General features: G+C 69.9%; 12 protein-coding genes. 9 read left to right on the top strand and 3 right to left on the bottom strand.

Translation table 11 applies throughout. The features are described from left to right. The first annotated feature begins 91 nt into the window (after positions 1-91). The 7 genes from JNB_RS18710 (at position 92) to JNB_RS21615 (ending at position 9161) form a co-directional block, all read left to right on the top strand. On the top strand, positions 92-1570 hold the full coding sequence (locus JNB_RS18710) for a xanthine dehydrogenase small subunit (protein ID WP_009778102.1): 1479 nt from the start codon (positions 92-94) through the stop codon (positions 1568-1570). Further along, positions 1567-4011 (top strand): xanthine dehydrogenase molybdopterin binding subunit, encoded by a 2445-nt coding sequence (gene xdhB / locus JNB_RS18715; protein WP_009778103.1) that lies wholly within the window; start codon positions 1567-1569, stop codon positions 4009-4011. Before JNB_RS18710 ends, xdhB begins: the two co-directional genes overlap by 4 nt. 3 nt (positions 4012-4014) lie before the next feature. After that, positions 4015-4878, top strand: coding sequence for a xanthine dehydrogenase accessory protein XdhC (xdhC, locus tag JNB_RS18720; RefSeq protein ID WP_009778104.1), 864 nt, complete (start codon positions 4015-4017; stop codon positions 4876-4878). A 32-nt stretch (positions 4879-4910) separates the two neighbouring features. Continuing rightward, on the top strand, positions 4911-6869 hold the full coding sequence (locus tag JNB_RS18725; RefSeq protein WP_009778105.1) for a glycosyltransferase: 1959 nt from the start codon (positions 4911-4913) through the stop codon (positions 6867-6869). Next, positions 6844-8181 (top strand): nucleotide disphospho-sugar-binding domain-containing protein, encoded by a 1338-nt coding sequence (locus tag JNB_RS18730; protein ID WP_009778106.1) that lies wholly within the window; start codon positions 6844-6846, stop codon positions 8179-8181. The genes JNB_RS18725 and JNB_RS18730 overlap by 26 nt, the downstream gene beginning before the upstream one ends. After that, positions 8178-8636 carry a DUF664 domain-containing protein gene (locus JNB_RS18735; RefSeq protein ID WP_009778107.1) on the top strand — a complete coding sequence of 153 codons (459 nt, stop codon included), beginning with the start codon at positions 8178-8180 and terminating at the stop codon, positions 8634-8636. The genes JNB_RS18730 and JNB_RS18735 overlap by 4 nt, the downstream gene beginning before the upstream one ends. A 249-nt stretch (positions 8637-8885) precedes the next feature. Beyond that, positions 8886-9161, top strand: a complete 276-nt coding sequence (locus JNB_RS21615; protein WP_009778109.1) for a hypothetical protein — start codon at positions 8886-8888, stop codon at positions 9159-9161. Positions 9162-9178: 17 nt separating this feature from the next. On the opposite strand, the gene JNB_RS18745 is transcribed toward JNB_RS21615, so the two are convergent. Then, positions 9179-10390, bottom strand: coding sequence for an IS110 family transposase (locus JNB_RS18745; RefSeq protein ID WP_040883616.1), 1212 nt, complete (start codon positions 10388-10390; stop codon positions 9179-9181). 183 nt (positions 10391-10573) lie between these two features. Here JNB_RS18745 and ligA point away from each other — a divergent pair, with 183 nt between their 5' ends. Beyond that, on the top strand, positions 10574-12769 hold the full coding sequence (gene ligA / locus JNB_RS18750; RefSeq protein ID WP_009778110.1) for an NAD-dependent DNA ligase LigA: 2196 nt from the start codon (positions 10574-10576) through the stop codon (positions 12767-12769). Positions 12770-12792: 23 nt separating this feature from the next. Here the strand turns inward: ligA and JNB_RS18755 are convergent, their stop codons facing one another. Further along, the gene (locus JNB_RS18755; protein WP_009778111.1) at positions 12793-13188 is read right to left on the bottom strand and encodes a hypothetical protein; all 396 of its coding nucleotides are present in this window, start codon (positions 13186-13188) and stop codon (positions 12793-12795) included. Beyond that, entirely contained in the window at positions 13188-13652 is a 465-nt protein-coding gene (locus JNB_RS18760) for a hypothetical protein (RefSeq protein WP_009778112.1), read from the bottom strand. Before JNB_RS18760 ends, JNB_RS18755 begins: the two co-directional genes overlap by 1 nt. Positions 13653-13708: 56 nt before the next feature. Between JNB_RS18760 and JNB_RS18765 the strand changes: the two genes are divergently transcribed. Further along, positions 13709-14056 (top strand): hypothetical protein, encoded by a 348-nt coding sequence (locus JNB_RS18765; protein WP_009778113.1) that lies wholly within the window; start codon positions 13709-13711, stop codon positions 14054-14056. The last annotated feature ends 1 nt before the right edge of the window (position 14057 follow it).

Genomic DNA, 14057 nt, shown 5'->3' on the forward strand with positions numbered 1-14057 from the left:
GATGTGCAAGCCTCAGCGCGGGCGGCATACGCGAGCGGAGCGGTCCACAGCCACCCAGTGTGCGAAGGCACTGTCGATAGGATCGGCAATCATGACGAGCGTGACGAACGTGAGCGGGACGACGGCCTCCCTGACCCTCAACGGCTCGTCCGTGCCGCTGGGTGATTCGACCACGCCGCACACGACGACGCTGGACTGGTTGCGCGACCAAGGTCTCACCGGGAGCAAGGAAGGCTGCGCCGAGGGGGAGTGCGGCGCCTGCGCCATCATGGTGGCCCGACCCGGGGCCGACGGGACGTCTGCGACCGAATGGGTCGCCGTCAACTCCTGCCTCGTGCCCGTTGCAGCCCTGGATGGACAGGACGTCGTGACGGTCGAGGGGCTCGGAACCATCGACCGGCTGCACCCCGTGCAGCAGGAGCTGGCCGATCGCGGAGGCTCCCAGTGCGGCTACTGCACCCCGGGCTTCGTCTGCTCGATGGCGGCAGAGTTCTACCGCGGCGGGCGTGCTCGCGCTGAACCCCACCACGCGGCCGGCCAGATCGGGCCCAACGGCTTCGACCTGCATGCGGTGTCGGGAAACCTCTGCCGGTGCACCGGCTACCGCCCCATCCGTGACGCAGCCTTCGCGCTCGGCCTGCCGGAGGACTCGGATCCGCTGGCGCAGCGGTGCCACGCCGAGCCGACCCCGGCACGGCACACCCGACTCGTGGGCGACGGCGCCGAGTTCGTGCGCCCGGCTGACCTCCCCGAGGCGCTGCGGCTCCTCGCCGAACGCCCCGACGCGGTCCTGCTGGCCGGTTCCACCGATGTCGGAGTGGAGCTCAACCTTCGCGGCTCACGCCCCAAGGTCCTCATCGCCGTGGACCGGCTGCCCGAGCTGCGTGGGCTGCAGTTCGCCGACGACGAGGTGAGGATCGGCGCAGCACTGACCCTGACCGAGATCGAGCGCAAGCTCGACGGGCGGGTGCCCCTGCTGACCCAGCTGTTCCCCCAGTTCGCCTCACCCCTCATCCGAGGTGGTGCCACTCTCGGCGGCAACCTCGGCACCGCGTCGCCCATCGGCGACGCCACGGCTGCGCTGCTGGCACTCGAAGCCAGCCTCGTGCTGTCCGGCTCCGGTGGCGAGCGGGTGGTGCCCCTGTCCGACTACTTCACCGGCTACCGGAAGACTCTCCGCCGTCCGGACGAACTCATCCGCGAGATTCGGATCCCCCTGCCACTCGCCGGGCTCACCGCCTTCCACAAGATCGCCAAACGCCGCTTCGACGACATCTCCGGCGTGGCCGTCGCGTTCGCCCTGGACGTGGTCGACGGCACCGTGGCGCGGGCTCGGATCGGCCTGGGCGGTGTGGCAGCGACGCCGATCCGTGCGCTGCGCACCGAGTCGGCCCTCGAGGGCATGCCCTGGACGCGCGAGAGCGTCGAAGCCGTCGCGAGCGTCCTCGCCGCCGAAGGAACGCCGCTGTCCGACCACCGAGCGAGCGGCCCATACCGCAGCGCCATGCTCGGGCAGTCGCTCCTCAAGCTGCACGCCCAGTCGGGCACGACACCGCAGGATGTCCGGTGAGCCAGTTGTCGCAGCGGCCGTCCGACGCCGCCGTGGGCCGGTCCCTGCGGCACGAGTCCGCGGGGCTGCACGTCACCGGTCGGGCGCTCTACACCGACGACCTCCACCCGCGCACCAAGGATGTGCTGCACGCCTGGCCCGTGCAGGCGCCGCACGCGCACGCTCGCATCACAGCGCTCCGGGTGCAACCGGCATACGCCGTTCCGGGAGTCGTGCGCGTGCTGACCGCGAAGGACGTTCCCGGCATCAATGACGCCGGCATCAAGCACGATGAGCCGCTCTTCCCGAGCGAGGTGTCCTTCCACGGCCACGCGGTCTGCTGGGTGCTCGGTGAGAGTCTCGAGGCCGCCCGTCGCGGGTCCCTCGCCGTGGAGGTCGACTACGAGCCGCTCCCGTCGATCATCACGCTGGCCGAGGCGATCGACGCCGAAAGCTTCCAAGGGGCTCAGCCCACCATCCGCCGGGGGGATGCGCAGGCAGCGCTCGAGCGGTCGGCCCACGTCTTCCACGGCGAGATCGAGCTCGCCGGCCAGGAGCACTTCTACCTCGAGACGCACGCTGCGCTGGCCACCGTCGAGGACGACGGCCGCATCTTCGTGCAGAGCAGCACCCAGCACCCGACCGAGACCCAGGAGATCGTCGCCCACGTCCTCGGCCTGAGCAGCAACCAGGTCACCGTCCAGTGCCTGCGCATGGGCGGCGGTTTCGGTGGCAAGGAGATGCAACCGCACGGGTATGCCGCGATCGCGGCTCTCGGGGCGACGCTCACCGGCCGCCCCGTTCGCCTGCGGCTCAACCGAACCCAGGACCTCACGATGTCGGGCAAGCGCCACGGATTCCACGCGCAGTGGCGCGTCGGCTTCGACGAGGGGGGTCTCCTGCAGGGGCTCGAGGCGACGTTGACCTCCGACGGCGGCTGGAGCCTGGACCTGTCGGAACCCGTGCTCGCGCGAGCGCTGTGCCACGTCGACAACAACTACTGGATTCCTGACATCCGGGTCACCGGTCGGGTCGCCCGCACCCACAAGACGTCGCAGACCGCCTTCCGTGGCTTCGGTGGACCGCAGGGGATGCTCGTGATCGAGGACATCCTCGGTCGGTGCGCGCCCCTGCTCGGCATCGAGCCCCACGAGCTGCGACGCCGCAACTTCTACGAGGACGGTCAGACCACGCCGTACGGCCAGCTCATCACCCAGGCCGAGCGGGTGCAGCGCGCGTGGGAGCAGGTCGCCGTGAATGCAGACCTCGTCCGCCGCCGGGTCGAGATCGCGGAGTTCAACGCAACGCACGAGCACGTCAAGAGGGCGGTGGCGGTCACACCGGTCAAGTTCGGGATCTCCTTCAACCTCACGGCCTTCAATCAGGCCGGGGCCCTCGTGCACGTCTACAAGGACGGGTCGGTGCTCATCAACCACGGTGGCACCGAGATGGGTCAGGGCCTGCACACCAAGATGCTCCAGGTCGCGGCAACCGCGCTGGGCGTGCCCCTCGACATCGTGCGGCTCGCACCCACCCGCACCGACAAGGTGCCAAACACCTCGGCGACCGCGGCGTCATCGGGGACCGACCTCAACGGCGGAGCGGTCAAGAACGCCTGTGAGCAGCTCCGCGGCCGACTCGCCGAGGTGGCCGCCCAGCGCCTGGGCGTGCCGGCCTCGGACGTGCGCTTCGTCGATGGAACCGTCTCCGGGTCCGGCACCGATGAGACCGTGTCGTGGGCGCTCCTGGTCCACGCGGCCTACTTCGCGCGGATCCAGCTCTTCGCGGCCGGCTACTACCGCACCGAGGGGCTGCACTGGGATTCCACCGTCATGCAGGGCAGCCCGTTCAAGTACTTCGCGCACGGGGTCGCCGCGACGGAGGTCGAGGTCGACGGCTTCACGGGCGCCCACCGCACCCTGCGCGTCGACATCGTCCACGACGTCGGCGACAGCCTGTCGCCGTTGGTTGACATCGGTCAGATCGAGGGCGCCTACGTCCAGGGGGCGGGGTGGCTCACCCTTGAGGACCTGCGCTGGGAGACCGGTGACGGTGAGCACCGAGGCCGCCTGGCCACCGCATCCGCCAGCACCTACAAGCTGCCGAGCCTCTCCGAGATGCCCGAGGTCTTCAACGTCGATCTGCTCGCGCGCGCTCACGAGGAGGGTGCCGTCTACGGATCCAAGGCCGTCGGGGAGCCGCCCCTCATGTTGGCCTTCGCGGTCCGAGAGGCGCTGCGCCAGGCCTGCGCGGCCTTCGGTCCCGAGGGCACGAGCGTTGACCTGCCGAGCCCGGCGACCCCCGAGGCGGTGTTCTGGGCACTGCAGGACGCCCGGGCCGGGCACGACCCGGACCACGAGGTCGCGCCGGGCGCGGGACCCACCCCACCGGAGGCCGACCCGACAGCGCCCACCCGACACCCGGAGTCCGAGTCCGCCCTGCAGCGCCTCTCGGAGGCATGAGCCGTGCGCTGGCTTCGAGCGGTCGAGCAGCTGCGCACCGGGGGCGAGCCGGGCGTGCTCGTGACCCTGACGTCGGTCAGGGGGCACGCGCCCCGCGAGGCGGGGGCCAAGATGGTCGTGGGCCGGACGCGGACATGGGACACGATCGGCGGCGGCAACCTCGAGGCGGTGGCCGTCGAGCGCGCCCGCTCCATGATCGAGGAGGGGAGGACGGTCCCCGAGACGTTCATGTCGTCGCTGTCGGACAAGGCGCCCTTCCAGCACGGCATGCAGTGCTGCGGTGGCGAGGTCGGTGTGCTCCTCGAGCCCCTCGCGGTGGCGCCCGTCGTCGCCATCTTCGGCATGGGCCACGTCGGTCACGAGCTCGCCCGAATCCTCGCCCGCCACGACCTCGACCTGCACCTCGTCGACTCGCGCCCGGAGGCTCTGGACGCGGACGCCCTCGCTCCGCTGGCCGACGCGAATGCCCGGGTGCACGCTCACTCCGTGCCAGTCCTGCCCGAGCTCGTCCTCGGGGAACTGCCCTCTGGGGCACATGTGCTCGTCATGACCCACGACCACGCGGAGGACGCCGCCATCCTCGATGCGGCGCTGCGCACGACAGGCCTCGGCTCGGTGGGGCTCATCGGGTCGAGTGCCAAGTGGACCCGGCTGCGACATCGGCTGGCGACCGAGGGCGGACTCCCCGTGCAGGACCTCGACCGGGTCGCGACGCCGATCGGGATCCCGCACCTTGTCGGCAAGGATCCGGCGACGATCGCGGTGGGGGTGGCGGCAGACCTGCTCATCCGGTTCACGGCTGCCGTGCCGAAACCCGAGGGGGAGGGCGAGAGCTCGGCCGACGGGAGAAGTACGGTCGACGTATAGGGTTTGTACAAGGTTTGGCCTACCATGCGAGGGTGACCCACACTCTTGCGACGCCGACCCTGGGGATCCTCGACGCGGTCCGAAGGGCGCCGTCCTTCCTCGACGCGATTGACTTCATCGACCCGCTCGTGGCGTCCGTGCGCGACGAGGGCGACGACGCCAACCACGTCGACACGACGACGGCAGCGCTGCGCGAAGCCATCGACGATGGCACCGACCAGCTGACGGCGATCGCGGCGGTGCATGCAGCCGCTGCTGGGGGAGCAGCCATGGCGGAAGCACTCGTCGTGCCGCTGCTGACCTCTCCCGTGGCCCACCTCCGGGAGCACGCTGCGTGGGCACTGCGTTCGTCCGCGCTGCGCGCAGGTGCCGTTGCCCCGTTGCGCGGGCTGATGGAGGAGGGCGGCTTCGTGGGCATGCTCGCCGAGGCGACGCTCGAGGCCTGGGGACTCGTCGAGCTCAATGAGGACGATGAGGACGATGGCCTGGATCCTCCGGGCGTGCGTCCTTCCGAATCCGACGAGTCCGACGAGTCCGACGACTCCACCGACTCCGGCCGGGACGGCCTGACGGTCGCCCAGCTGTTCCTCCACGCCGACATCGACGGGAGCCTGCGCAACGCCGGCAAGGGTGACACCGGCGGGATCGCGACCCTGCTCGTCCACCTCGGCGATGCCCTCGTCGCCGAGCCCGGAGTCTCGCGGGTGCTGACCCTCTCGCGCAGCCACCGCCACGGGGAGCGGGGACCCGGCGACTGCCTGGCGCCCGGTCACCACTACCTCGGCCTGCCCCTTCCGGGGCCGCCGCGACCGTCCGCCGACACCTGGCCAATGCGGGTCGGCATCCGGCGCGGACTCCGGCAGGCACTCCTGGCCGCGGGTCCGGTCGACGTCCTCCACCTGCGCATGGCCGACGTGGGGTCGTGGGCGGCGTCCGAGGTGGCGAAGGAGCTGGGCATCCCCACCGTGCTGACCCTGGCTCCGGACCCGCACGCGCTCATCGCTGCCCGGGAGGCCTCGGGTGCGCTCACCCGGGCCACCTTCGGCGCGGCGGACCACGCGGAGCACCTCGTCTTCCGGGTCCGACTCCTGCGCGACCTCGCGGACCAGGCAGCCCACCTCGTCGCCTTCCCCCGGCCACGGCTGGACCGCGATCTGCGTGAGCTCCTCCACCTCGACCCGGACGCGGGCGACCGGTCGCTCACGGTGGTCCCCGAGGGCATCGACCTCGCCCCGATCGACCGCGCGGCACGGGAGGTGGCGGACGCCACCCGGGGGCACGCCGTCCCGACGGCCACGGGTCGGGCTCTCGCCGAGCTGGACGCCCTGCTCGGGACGCTCCCACCGGAACGCCGGAACCTGCCACTCGTGGTCACGGTCGGGCGCCTGCACCGGGTGAAGGGGATGGCCACGCTCGTGGAGGCATGGGCGTCCGATCCCGCGGCCGTCCAGGGCTCCAACCTGCTCGTCGTCGGAGGTGACCTGGACGACCCGACGTCCGACGAGGCGGAACAGCTCTCCCGCATCTGCACGTCGGTCGCCCGCGTCGACGCCGCCGACCGGGGCCTGCTCCTGGCCGGACACCGCCCGAACGGGGTGGTCGCCACGTGGTTGGCGGCAGTGCGGCTGGGGCGGCCCGGGCTCAGCGGGCCGGGTGGCATCTATGTCTCCGCCAGCCTCAAGGAAGAGTTCGGCATCGCCATCCTCGAGGCGATGGCGTCCGGGCTCGTCGTCGTCACGCCCCGAGAGGGCGGGCCCGCGACCTACGTCGAACAGGGCGTGACCGGGCTGTTGATCGACACCACCTCGCCCACCGCCCTCTCGGGGGCGGTGGTCGCCGCGCTCGAGCTGGCGGCGGCGCCGGATGCCGCAGCGCGTGCCGACCACGCCCGGAGCCGGGTGGCCAAGGAGTTCGGCATCGCCACCATGGCCTCGTCCCTCGCCGCCATCTACTCGGAGGTCTCCCGTGACGCTTCTCGTCATCAGTCCTGACTACGCGTCCCACCTGTTGCCCCTCGCCACGGTGGCCACGGCGTGGGCCGAGGCAGGCGAGCGGGTCGTCGTCGCCACGGGCCCCGCGACGGACGCGATCGTGCGCAGGTTCGGCTTCGAGCGCGAGCACCTCCAGCTCGGGCGCGGATCCAACCCCGGCGTCATCCGCGCCGAGGACCAGCCGAGCGGCGAGGACGACGCCTTGCGAGGGTTCTTCGACGCGACCCGCCTCGGGGCCGTCCCGACCCTCGCGTTCCAGGCGGCAGCCCGCGGAGCAGACCTGCTCTGGGAGCCGCTGCGGGTCGCCCGCGAGGTGCACCGCGTCGTGGAGCGGGTGCAGCCCGACCACGTCATCGTCGACCACCTCGCCTTCAGCGCCCGTCTGGGTCTCACCGGGGCGGGGGTGCGGCACGCCGACGTCGTCCTGGGCCACCCGTCCGCGCTGACCGTGGGCGACGAGGTCTACGGCTACCCGCCGGCCTGGCCCCGGCGCCTCCAACCGACCCGTACCTCTCTCGTCGACCTCCGGCGCCAGTGCGAGGGCGTGCGCGACGTCTTCACGCACGAGTGGAACACGGTGCTTGCCGCCCTCGACCCGGGAGCGCCCGCCAGCGAGGACGCCTTCGCGCAGACGGGCGATCTCCTGCTCCTCAACTACCCCGGCGAGCTGCATCCTCCCGAGCGCACGGCACTGCTGAGCCCGCACGCCTTCCTCGGTTCCGCCGTCCGCACCGAGGAGCCCGACGCGGAGGTGGACGCCTGGCTGGCGCGCCACGACGGGCCGATCGTCTACGTGAGCCTCGGCAGTTTCCTCTCGGTGCGGTCGGACGTGCTGGGCCGCATCGCGCAGGCCCTGAGAGGCATGGACGTGCGGGTCGCCCTGGCCGCCGGGTCGACGTCGCGTGACGCACTGGGCCCCATCCCGCCGTCGTGGCTGGTCCGGGCCGAGCTTCCTCAGCCCACGCTGCTGGAGCGCGCCGTGCTCGCGGTGTCCCACGGAGGCAACAACAGCGTCACCGAGGCGTTGACCGCGGGCGTGCCGCTGCTGCTCCTGCCGATGTCGACCGACCAGTTCGCCGGCGCTGCCTCGCTCGAGACGGCCGGACTGGCGGAGGCGCTCGACCCGAACTCGGCCACCCCCGAGGAACTGCGAGCCGCCGCCGAACGACTCCTCTCCTTGGACCCCGACATCTCAGCCCGCCTCGCCCGGTTGTCCGGGGAGCTCACCCGCACCTCGGGTGCGCAACGGGCCAGAGCGGCGATGCTCGCCGTGAGCGAGGATCCGGAGCCGGTCATACACTCCCGCGTGTGATCAGCATCGACGAATACCTCACCTTCTGTGACCGGTCCCTGGACGGGTATGCCGCGTGCGTGCGTGAGTTGGGCGATGCTCACGTCAACCGTTCGCTCACCGGTGTGGAGGGCTCGAACTCCGCCTTCGCGCTCGTGGCCCACGTCGTCGGGGTCATGGGTCGTTGGGGTCGCACCGTGAACCGAGGCATCGTCGTCCCACGCGATCGTGACGCGGAGTTCACGTCGACCGGGACGGTCGAGGAGGCCCTCGCACTCCTCGCGTTAGGGCGCGCGCGGCTGCACGAGGATGCCCACGCAGCAGACCTTGGGGCACCGCCGGCGAACCCGCCCAGCGGACGGGACCGGACGGCATACGCGACGCAGGGAGCCGTTCTTCTGCACGTCCACGAGGAACTGGCCCAACACCTCGGCCACCTCGAGGTCACCCGAGACGTCCTTCTCGCCTCGGGCTGAGCCTCACTCGTCGCGCCTGTCCCGAATGGGGTTGCGGCGGATGTTGCGCAGCAGCGGCGGGACGCCCGCTAGCACGGCCGCGAACACGGCGATGCGCAGTGCCACCCACAGGGAGTGGAGCAGGTGGATCCTGTGTGATCGGTGAGGGGGGTCGGTCTGGCGTTCGTCGTGTGACACCCCGGGCGTGGCCGCTGGCGCACGTGGGGTCTCCTGGGTTTCGGGCTTGCCCTGGCGAGCGGACTCGGCCAGATGGCCATCAGCGCGAGTTTCCTGAACCAGCCGGACCTGGGCAGCGGGTGGTTCACGTTCGTCATCGGACCGGGGTCTCTGGTCCTTCAACTCATGTCCCTGACCGGAGCGGGGTTCGTCGTGGCCGCCGTCGTCGCGGACCGCCGCGAGGTCCCGCAACCCGATGACGAAGTGCAGGGCGCCGCTGCCGACCAGCCCTCGGCAAGCCACGTCGTCGTGGAGGACCCGCTCGCCTACGACCCGGCGGACTTCGAGCCACCGCGCCTCATGTCCTGATGAAGCTCCTATGTCTGTCAAGCGGTATTGAGCCACTCGCGGTAGCGGTTAACGACTTCTGGAGTGATGTGCAGCCCTCGCTCGGTTCGGCTGATGGTTATCGTTGCTAGGCCAAGTGCGTGGGCTGCTGCTGCGAGGGTGATGTTCTTGGCCTGCCTGGTGGGGCGCAGGTCGTGGACGCCGAGGTCCTCGTGTGGCCGCGTGAGTTGCTTAAACATTTCCCGGGCGATGGCGCGTTTGAGGAGCCGCAGGATCTCTGGCGTGGACCGGCCGCGGTCACGCTGTCGCTGTACGAAGGCCTTGGTGGGCGGGTGGTTCCTGAGCCGTGCCATCGCGATGGTGTGCAATGCGTTGTTTGCGCGTCGGTCACCCCCGCGTGACAACCGGTGGCGTGTGGTCTTGCCTGACGAGGCCGGGACGGGCGCGGTGCCACAGAGCGCGGCGAACGAAGCCTCACTGCGCAGCCTGTCGGGGTTGCCGCCGGCGGTGATGAGCAGTTGTGCCGCGGTGGTGTTCCCAACGCCGTGGAGGTGCAGTAGATGGGGCGCGGCCCTTTCGATCATTGTGGTCAGTTCGGTGTCGAGTTCGCTGATCTCTCGGGTCAGGCTCTGGTGGCGGCGCGCGAGGGACTTCAATGCGGTCAGGACCAGACGTTCTTCGAGATCTGGGTGCACGCTGGGGCGGCAGGCTGCGAGCGTCTGGATCAGGCGTGCCGCGGTGAGGTTGCGATATTTTTCCCGCAGGTCGGCCGGGGACGTCACCAGTTGGTGGCGAATCTGGACCTGTGCTGCTGCTCTGGCTTTGACAGCTGAGCGCCGAGCATTGTGTAGAGCGCGAAGCGCGGTGATGTCCGCTGACTTCGCTGCCGCGGTTGCCCTACCGCTCAACATGGCCTGGGCCGCCTGGTAGGCATCCAACGGATCCGACTTGCCCTCGCGCCGGCGTACCGCCCGCTCAGGCCGCACCACCTCGAAGACCGCGATGCCCGCCTCACCGGCCGCTCGAGTGATACCCACTCCATACGAACTGGTGCCCTCAATCCCGATCCCCACCACCTCACCTCGACCGGTCAGGAACGCCAGGGCCTGCCGATACCCCGAAGGTGTCGTGGGGAACTCCTGGTCACCCAACTGCCTCCCCCACGAGTCAACAGCCGCGACGTGGATGGTGTCGGCGTGGGTGTCAACGCCTCCCACAAGCGTTCCGGGCTCGAGATTTGTCACTGTCATGATGGAAAGTGCCTTCCGTGTCGATTCGGTTGGTCGACGCCGGTCGGGCGAGCAGACAGGACACTGATGAGGCTTCGCCAGGCTCTTATGAGGTCATGTCCGCCCGGCCGGCGCGCGGGACCCCGAGAGTCAGGCGGTCCAGTTGATGGTCAAGCCAGCAGGCCGACAGTCAGTGCCAGAGTCATGACCCTCGGGGCAACAAACATCATCAGTGTCCGTGCCGTGCGGCAGGATGAGCGCGTGAGTGAGAACGACGTGGTGGCAGAGGTTCCCGACGAGATCCGGCACGAGTGGACTGACCTCGCCGAGCAGGCGACGACGCACCAGTTCGCCTATCACGTCAAGGACTCGCCGACGGTCAGCGATGGTGAGTACGACAAGCTGATGAAGCGGCTCAACATGCTCGAGGACGAGTACCCCTCGCTGCGCACGCCTGAGAGCCCGACGCAGTCCGTGGGTGGCGCGGTCTTCTCCACCGACTTCGAGTCGGTCGACCACCTCGAGCGGATGCTCAGCCTCGACAACGCGTTCTCTCCCGAGGAGATGGTGGAGTGGAACGCTCGCGTGACGCGGGACGCGGGCTCGGCCTTCCACTACCTGTGCGAGCTCAAGATCGACGGCCTCGCGATCAACCTTCTCTACGAAAAGGGGCGCCTCACAAGGGCGCTCACCCGCGGTGACGGTCGCACGGGCGAGGACGTGACCCTCAACGTGAGGACGGTGCGCGGCATACCCACTGAATTGAAGGGGACCAAGAAGCATCCGGTGCCCGATCTCGTCGAGGTGCGCGGAGAGGTCTACTTCCCGATCGAGGCCTTCGGCGAGCTCAACGCGCAGCTTGTCGAAGCGGGCAAACCGCCCTACGCCAACCCGCGCAACACGGCGGCAGGATCGTTGCGGCAGAGGGACCCTCGCGTCACGGCGAGCCGAGAGCTGCGCATGCTCGTCCACGGCATCGGCAAGCGCGAGGGCTTCGCCCTCACGAGACAGAGCGAGGCGTATGCCGCGTTGCAGGAGTGGGGTATGCCGGTCTCGACCCATTTCCGGGTCGTCGACACCATCGAGGAAGTCAACGAGTTCATCGTCTCGACGGGGGAGCATCGCCACGACGTCGAGCACGAGATCGACGGTGTCGTCGTCAAGGTCGACGAGATCGTGGTGCAGCGCCAGCTCGGAGCGACGTCCCGAGCGCCGAGGTGGGCGATCGCCTACAAGTACCCACCGGAGGAGGTCAACACCGTCCTCCTCGACATCCAGGTCAACGTCGGGCGCACCGGTCGGGTCACACCGTTCGGGGTGATGAAGCCCGTCGTCGTCGCCGGGTCGACCGTCGAGCGGGCCACCCTCCACAACGCCACCGAGGTGACCCGCAAGGGGGTGCTCATCGGCGACACGATCGTGCTGCGCAAGGCCGGTGACGTCATTCCCGAGATCCTCGGGCCGGTCGTCGACCTGCGCGACGGCAGCGAGCGGGCCTTCGTCATGCCTGTTGACTGCCCGTCGTGTGGCACGCCCCTGGCTCCGGCCAAGGAGGGCGACAAGGACATCCGCTGCCCCAACTCGCGGTCGTGCCCGTCCCAGCTGCGCGAGCGGTTGTCGGGGCTGGCGGGTCGCGGGGCGTTCGACATCGAGGCGCTCGGCTGGGAGGGCTCCGTTGCTCTGCTCGAGTCAGGGGTGCTGACCGACGAGTCGACCCTCTTCGGGCTGACCGATGCCGACATCGCCCGCGTGCCGCTCTACACCCGCGCGGCGAAGAAGACCGACTCCGAGGACGCCGTCATCGACGGTCGCGTGCCCTCGGCGATCGGTGCCAAGCTCGTCGCCAACCTCGAGTCGGCCAAGACGCAGCCGCTGTGGCGCGTCCTCGTCGGGCTCTCGATCCGTCACGTCGGACCGACGGCGGCCAGGGCGCTCGCCCAGCACTTCGGCTCGATGGATGGCATCCGCGCGGCCACCGTCGAGGAACTGTCCGGCGTCGAGGGCGTCGGCGGCATCATCGCCGAGTCGGTGCGCGACTGGTTCGACCGTGAGGGCAACGAGTGGCACGTCGCGATCGTCGACCAGTGGGCCGCCGACGGTGTGCGCATGGAGGACGAACGCGACACCTCGATCGAGCAGACCCTCGAAGGCCTCACCGTCGTCGTCACGGGGTCGATGGAGGGCTTCACCCGCGACGAGGCCAAGGAGGCGATCCTGTCCCGCGGTGGCAAGGCATCCGGGTCGGTCTCCAAGAAGACCGACTACGTCGTCGTCGGTCCGGGGGCGGGCTCCAAGGAGGCCAAGGCGCGCGAGCTCGGACTGACCATCCTCGACGAGGCCGGTTTCGTCACCCTGCTCGAATCCGGTGCAGCAGAAGGCAGTTCGGCGCAGGACAGCTGAGCCCGACCCCGAGCACGTCGAAACTAACGCTGGTCGTCCTGGTCCGACGTGAGGATCGCGGCTCGCGTGAAGCGAGTGCCGGTCGACTGCTGGACCGTGCGTGCCTGAGGTGAGTCCTCACCGAACGCCTTGATCGCTGAAGCCTGCAGCTGTCCCGCCAGGTCCTTTTGAGCGGCCAGCACGGCGTCGAGGACGTTGCCCGCGAGGGCATCCCCGCCACCGGCACAGGCCGCGTCGGACACGGTGACGCCGACGACGCCACCGCTGGCACTGACCTGGACGTTGACGCCGTTCTCCTGGGCGCGACCACGCAGCGCGTTGACGCTGGTCCGCCAGGCCATGGCTGCCTGCGCCTGCTGGACGAGCCGGTTCAGTTCGAGCTCACCCGGTGTCTCGCCATCAAAGATCGAAGGATCCATCACCACGTACCCCCATCGCGCGTCGTCGGCTGATCGTCATCGCCGGGCAGGGATCGACCATCGCTGTCCAACGGCTGCACGTCGATGAGCGGAGTTGCCGCCTCGACCTCCGCCCGGAAGGCGGCCGACGTGGCTGAGCCGGAACCCCACACCCGATCGGATGAGGCTTCGGCCTGCTCGCGAACGGACTCCTGCGCCGCGCGAAGAGCCTGCTGAATCGCGCGCGAGGCGGTCCGTCCTCCTTGGGAGGCCACGGCGTCACTCACGGCCAACCCGGTGAGCAGGCCCTGCACGTTGACGTTGGCCCGGACATCACCGTGTTCGGCGACACCGACGCCGACCAGGGCCTCGACCTCTGCGCTCCAGGCCCGAGCCTGTTCGGCGCGCGGCTCGACACCGGCGACCTGGGCGTCGATGGCCGCCAGGGCCTCCTCCGGTCCTGCATATCCCCTCTGTTCACTCATGCCCCGACGATAGCCGCACCCGTCACGGCAGAGACTGATGAGGAAGACTCATCCACATGACGACCCAGCTGAACCCCGACGGCCCCGTGATCCTGGCGTCGAGCATTGCCCTGGCACTCTTCGGAGGCATTTGGCTGCTGTTCGCCGTGCCGCTGGCCCGTGGGGCGATCGCCGGGCTCACGGCCGGCAACTGGTGGCGTCCGTTCGAGCCGAACGCACGCGGTCGCTACGGGCCCGTTGCCGGGTCGCGCTTCTTCGCATCGTTCCGGGCACCGGAGCCGGAGCGACGCACCCGCGCCGGGCTGCTCATCCGGTGGGGGATCTGGGTCGTCGTCCTCATCGGACTCGGCTACTACCCGGCGACCCTCGTGGTGCGACTGATCGAGATCAGCCGCACCACCTGAG

The organism is Janibacter sp. HTCC2649 (assembly GCF_000152705.1).
Taxonomy (GTDB): Bacteria; Actinomycetota; Actinomycetes; order Actinomycetales; family Dermatophilaceae; genus Knoellia.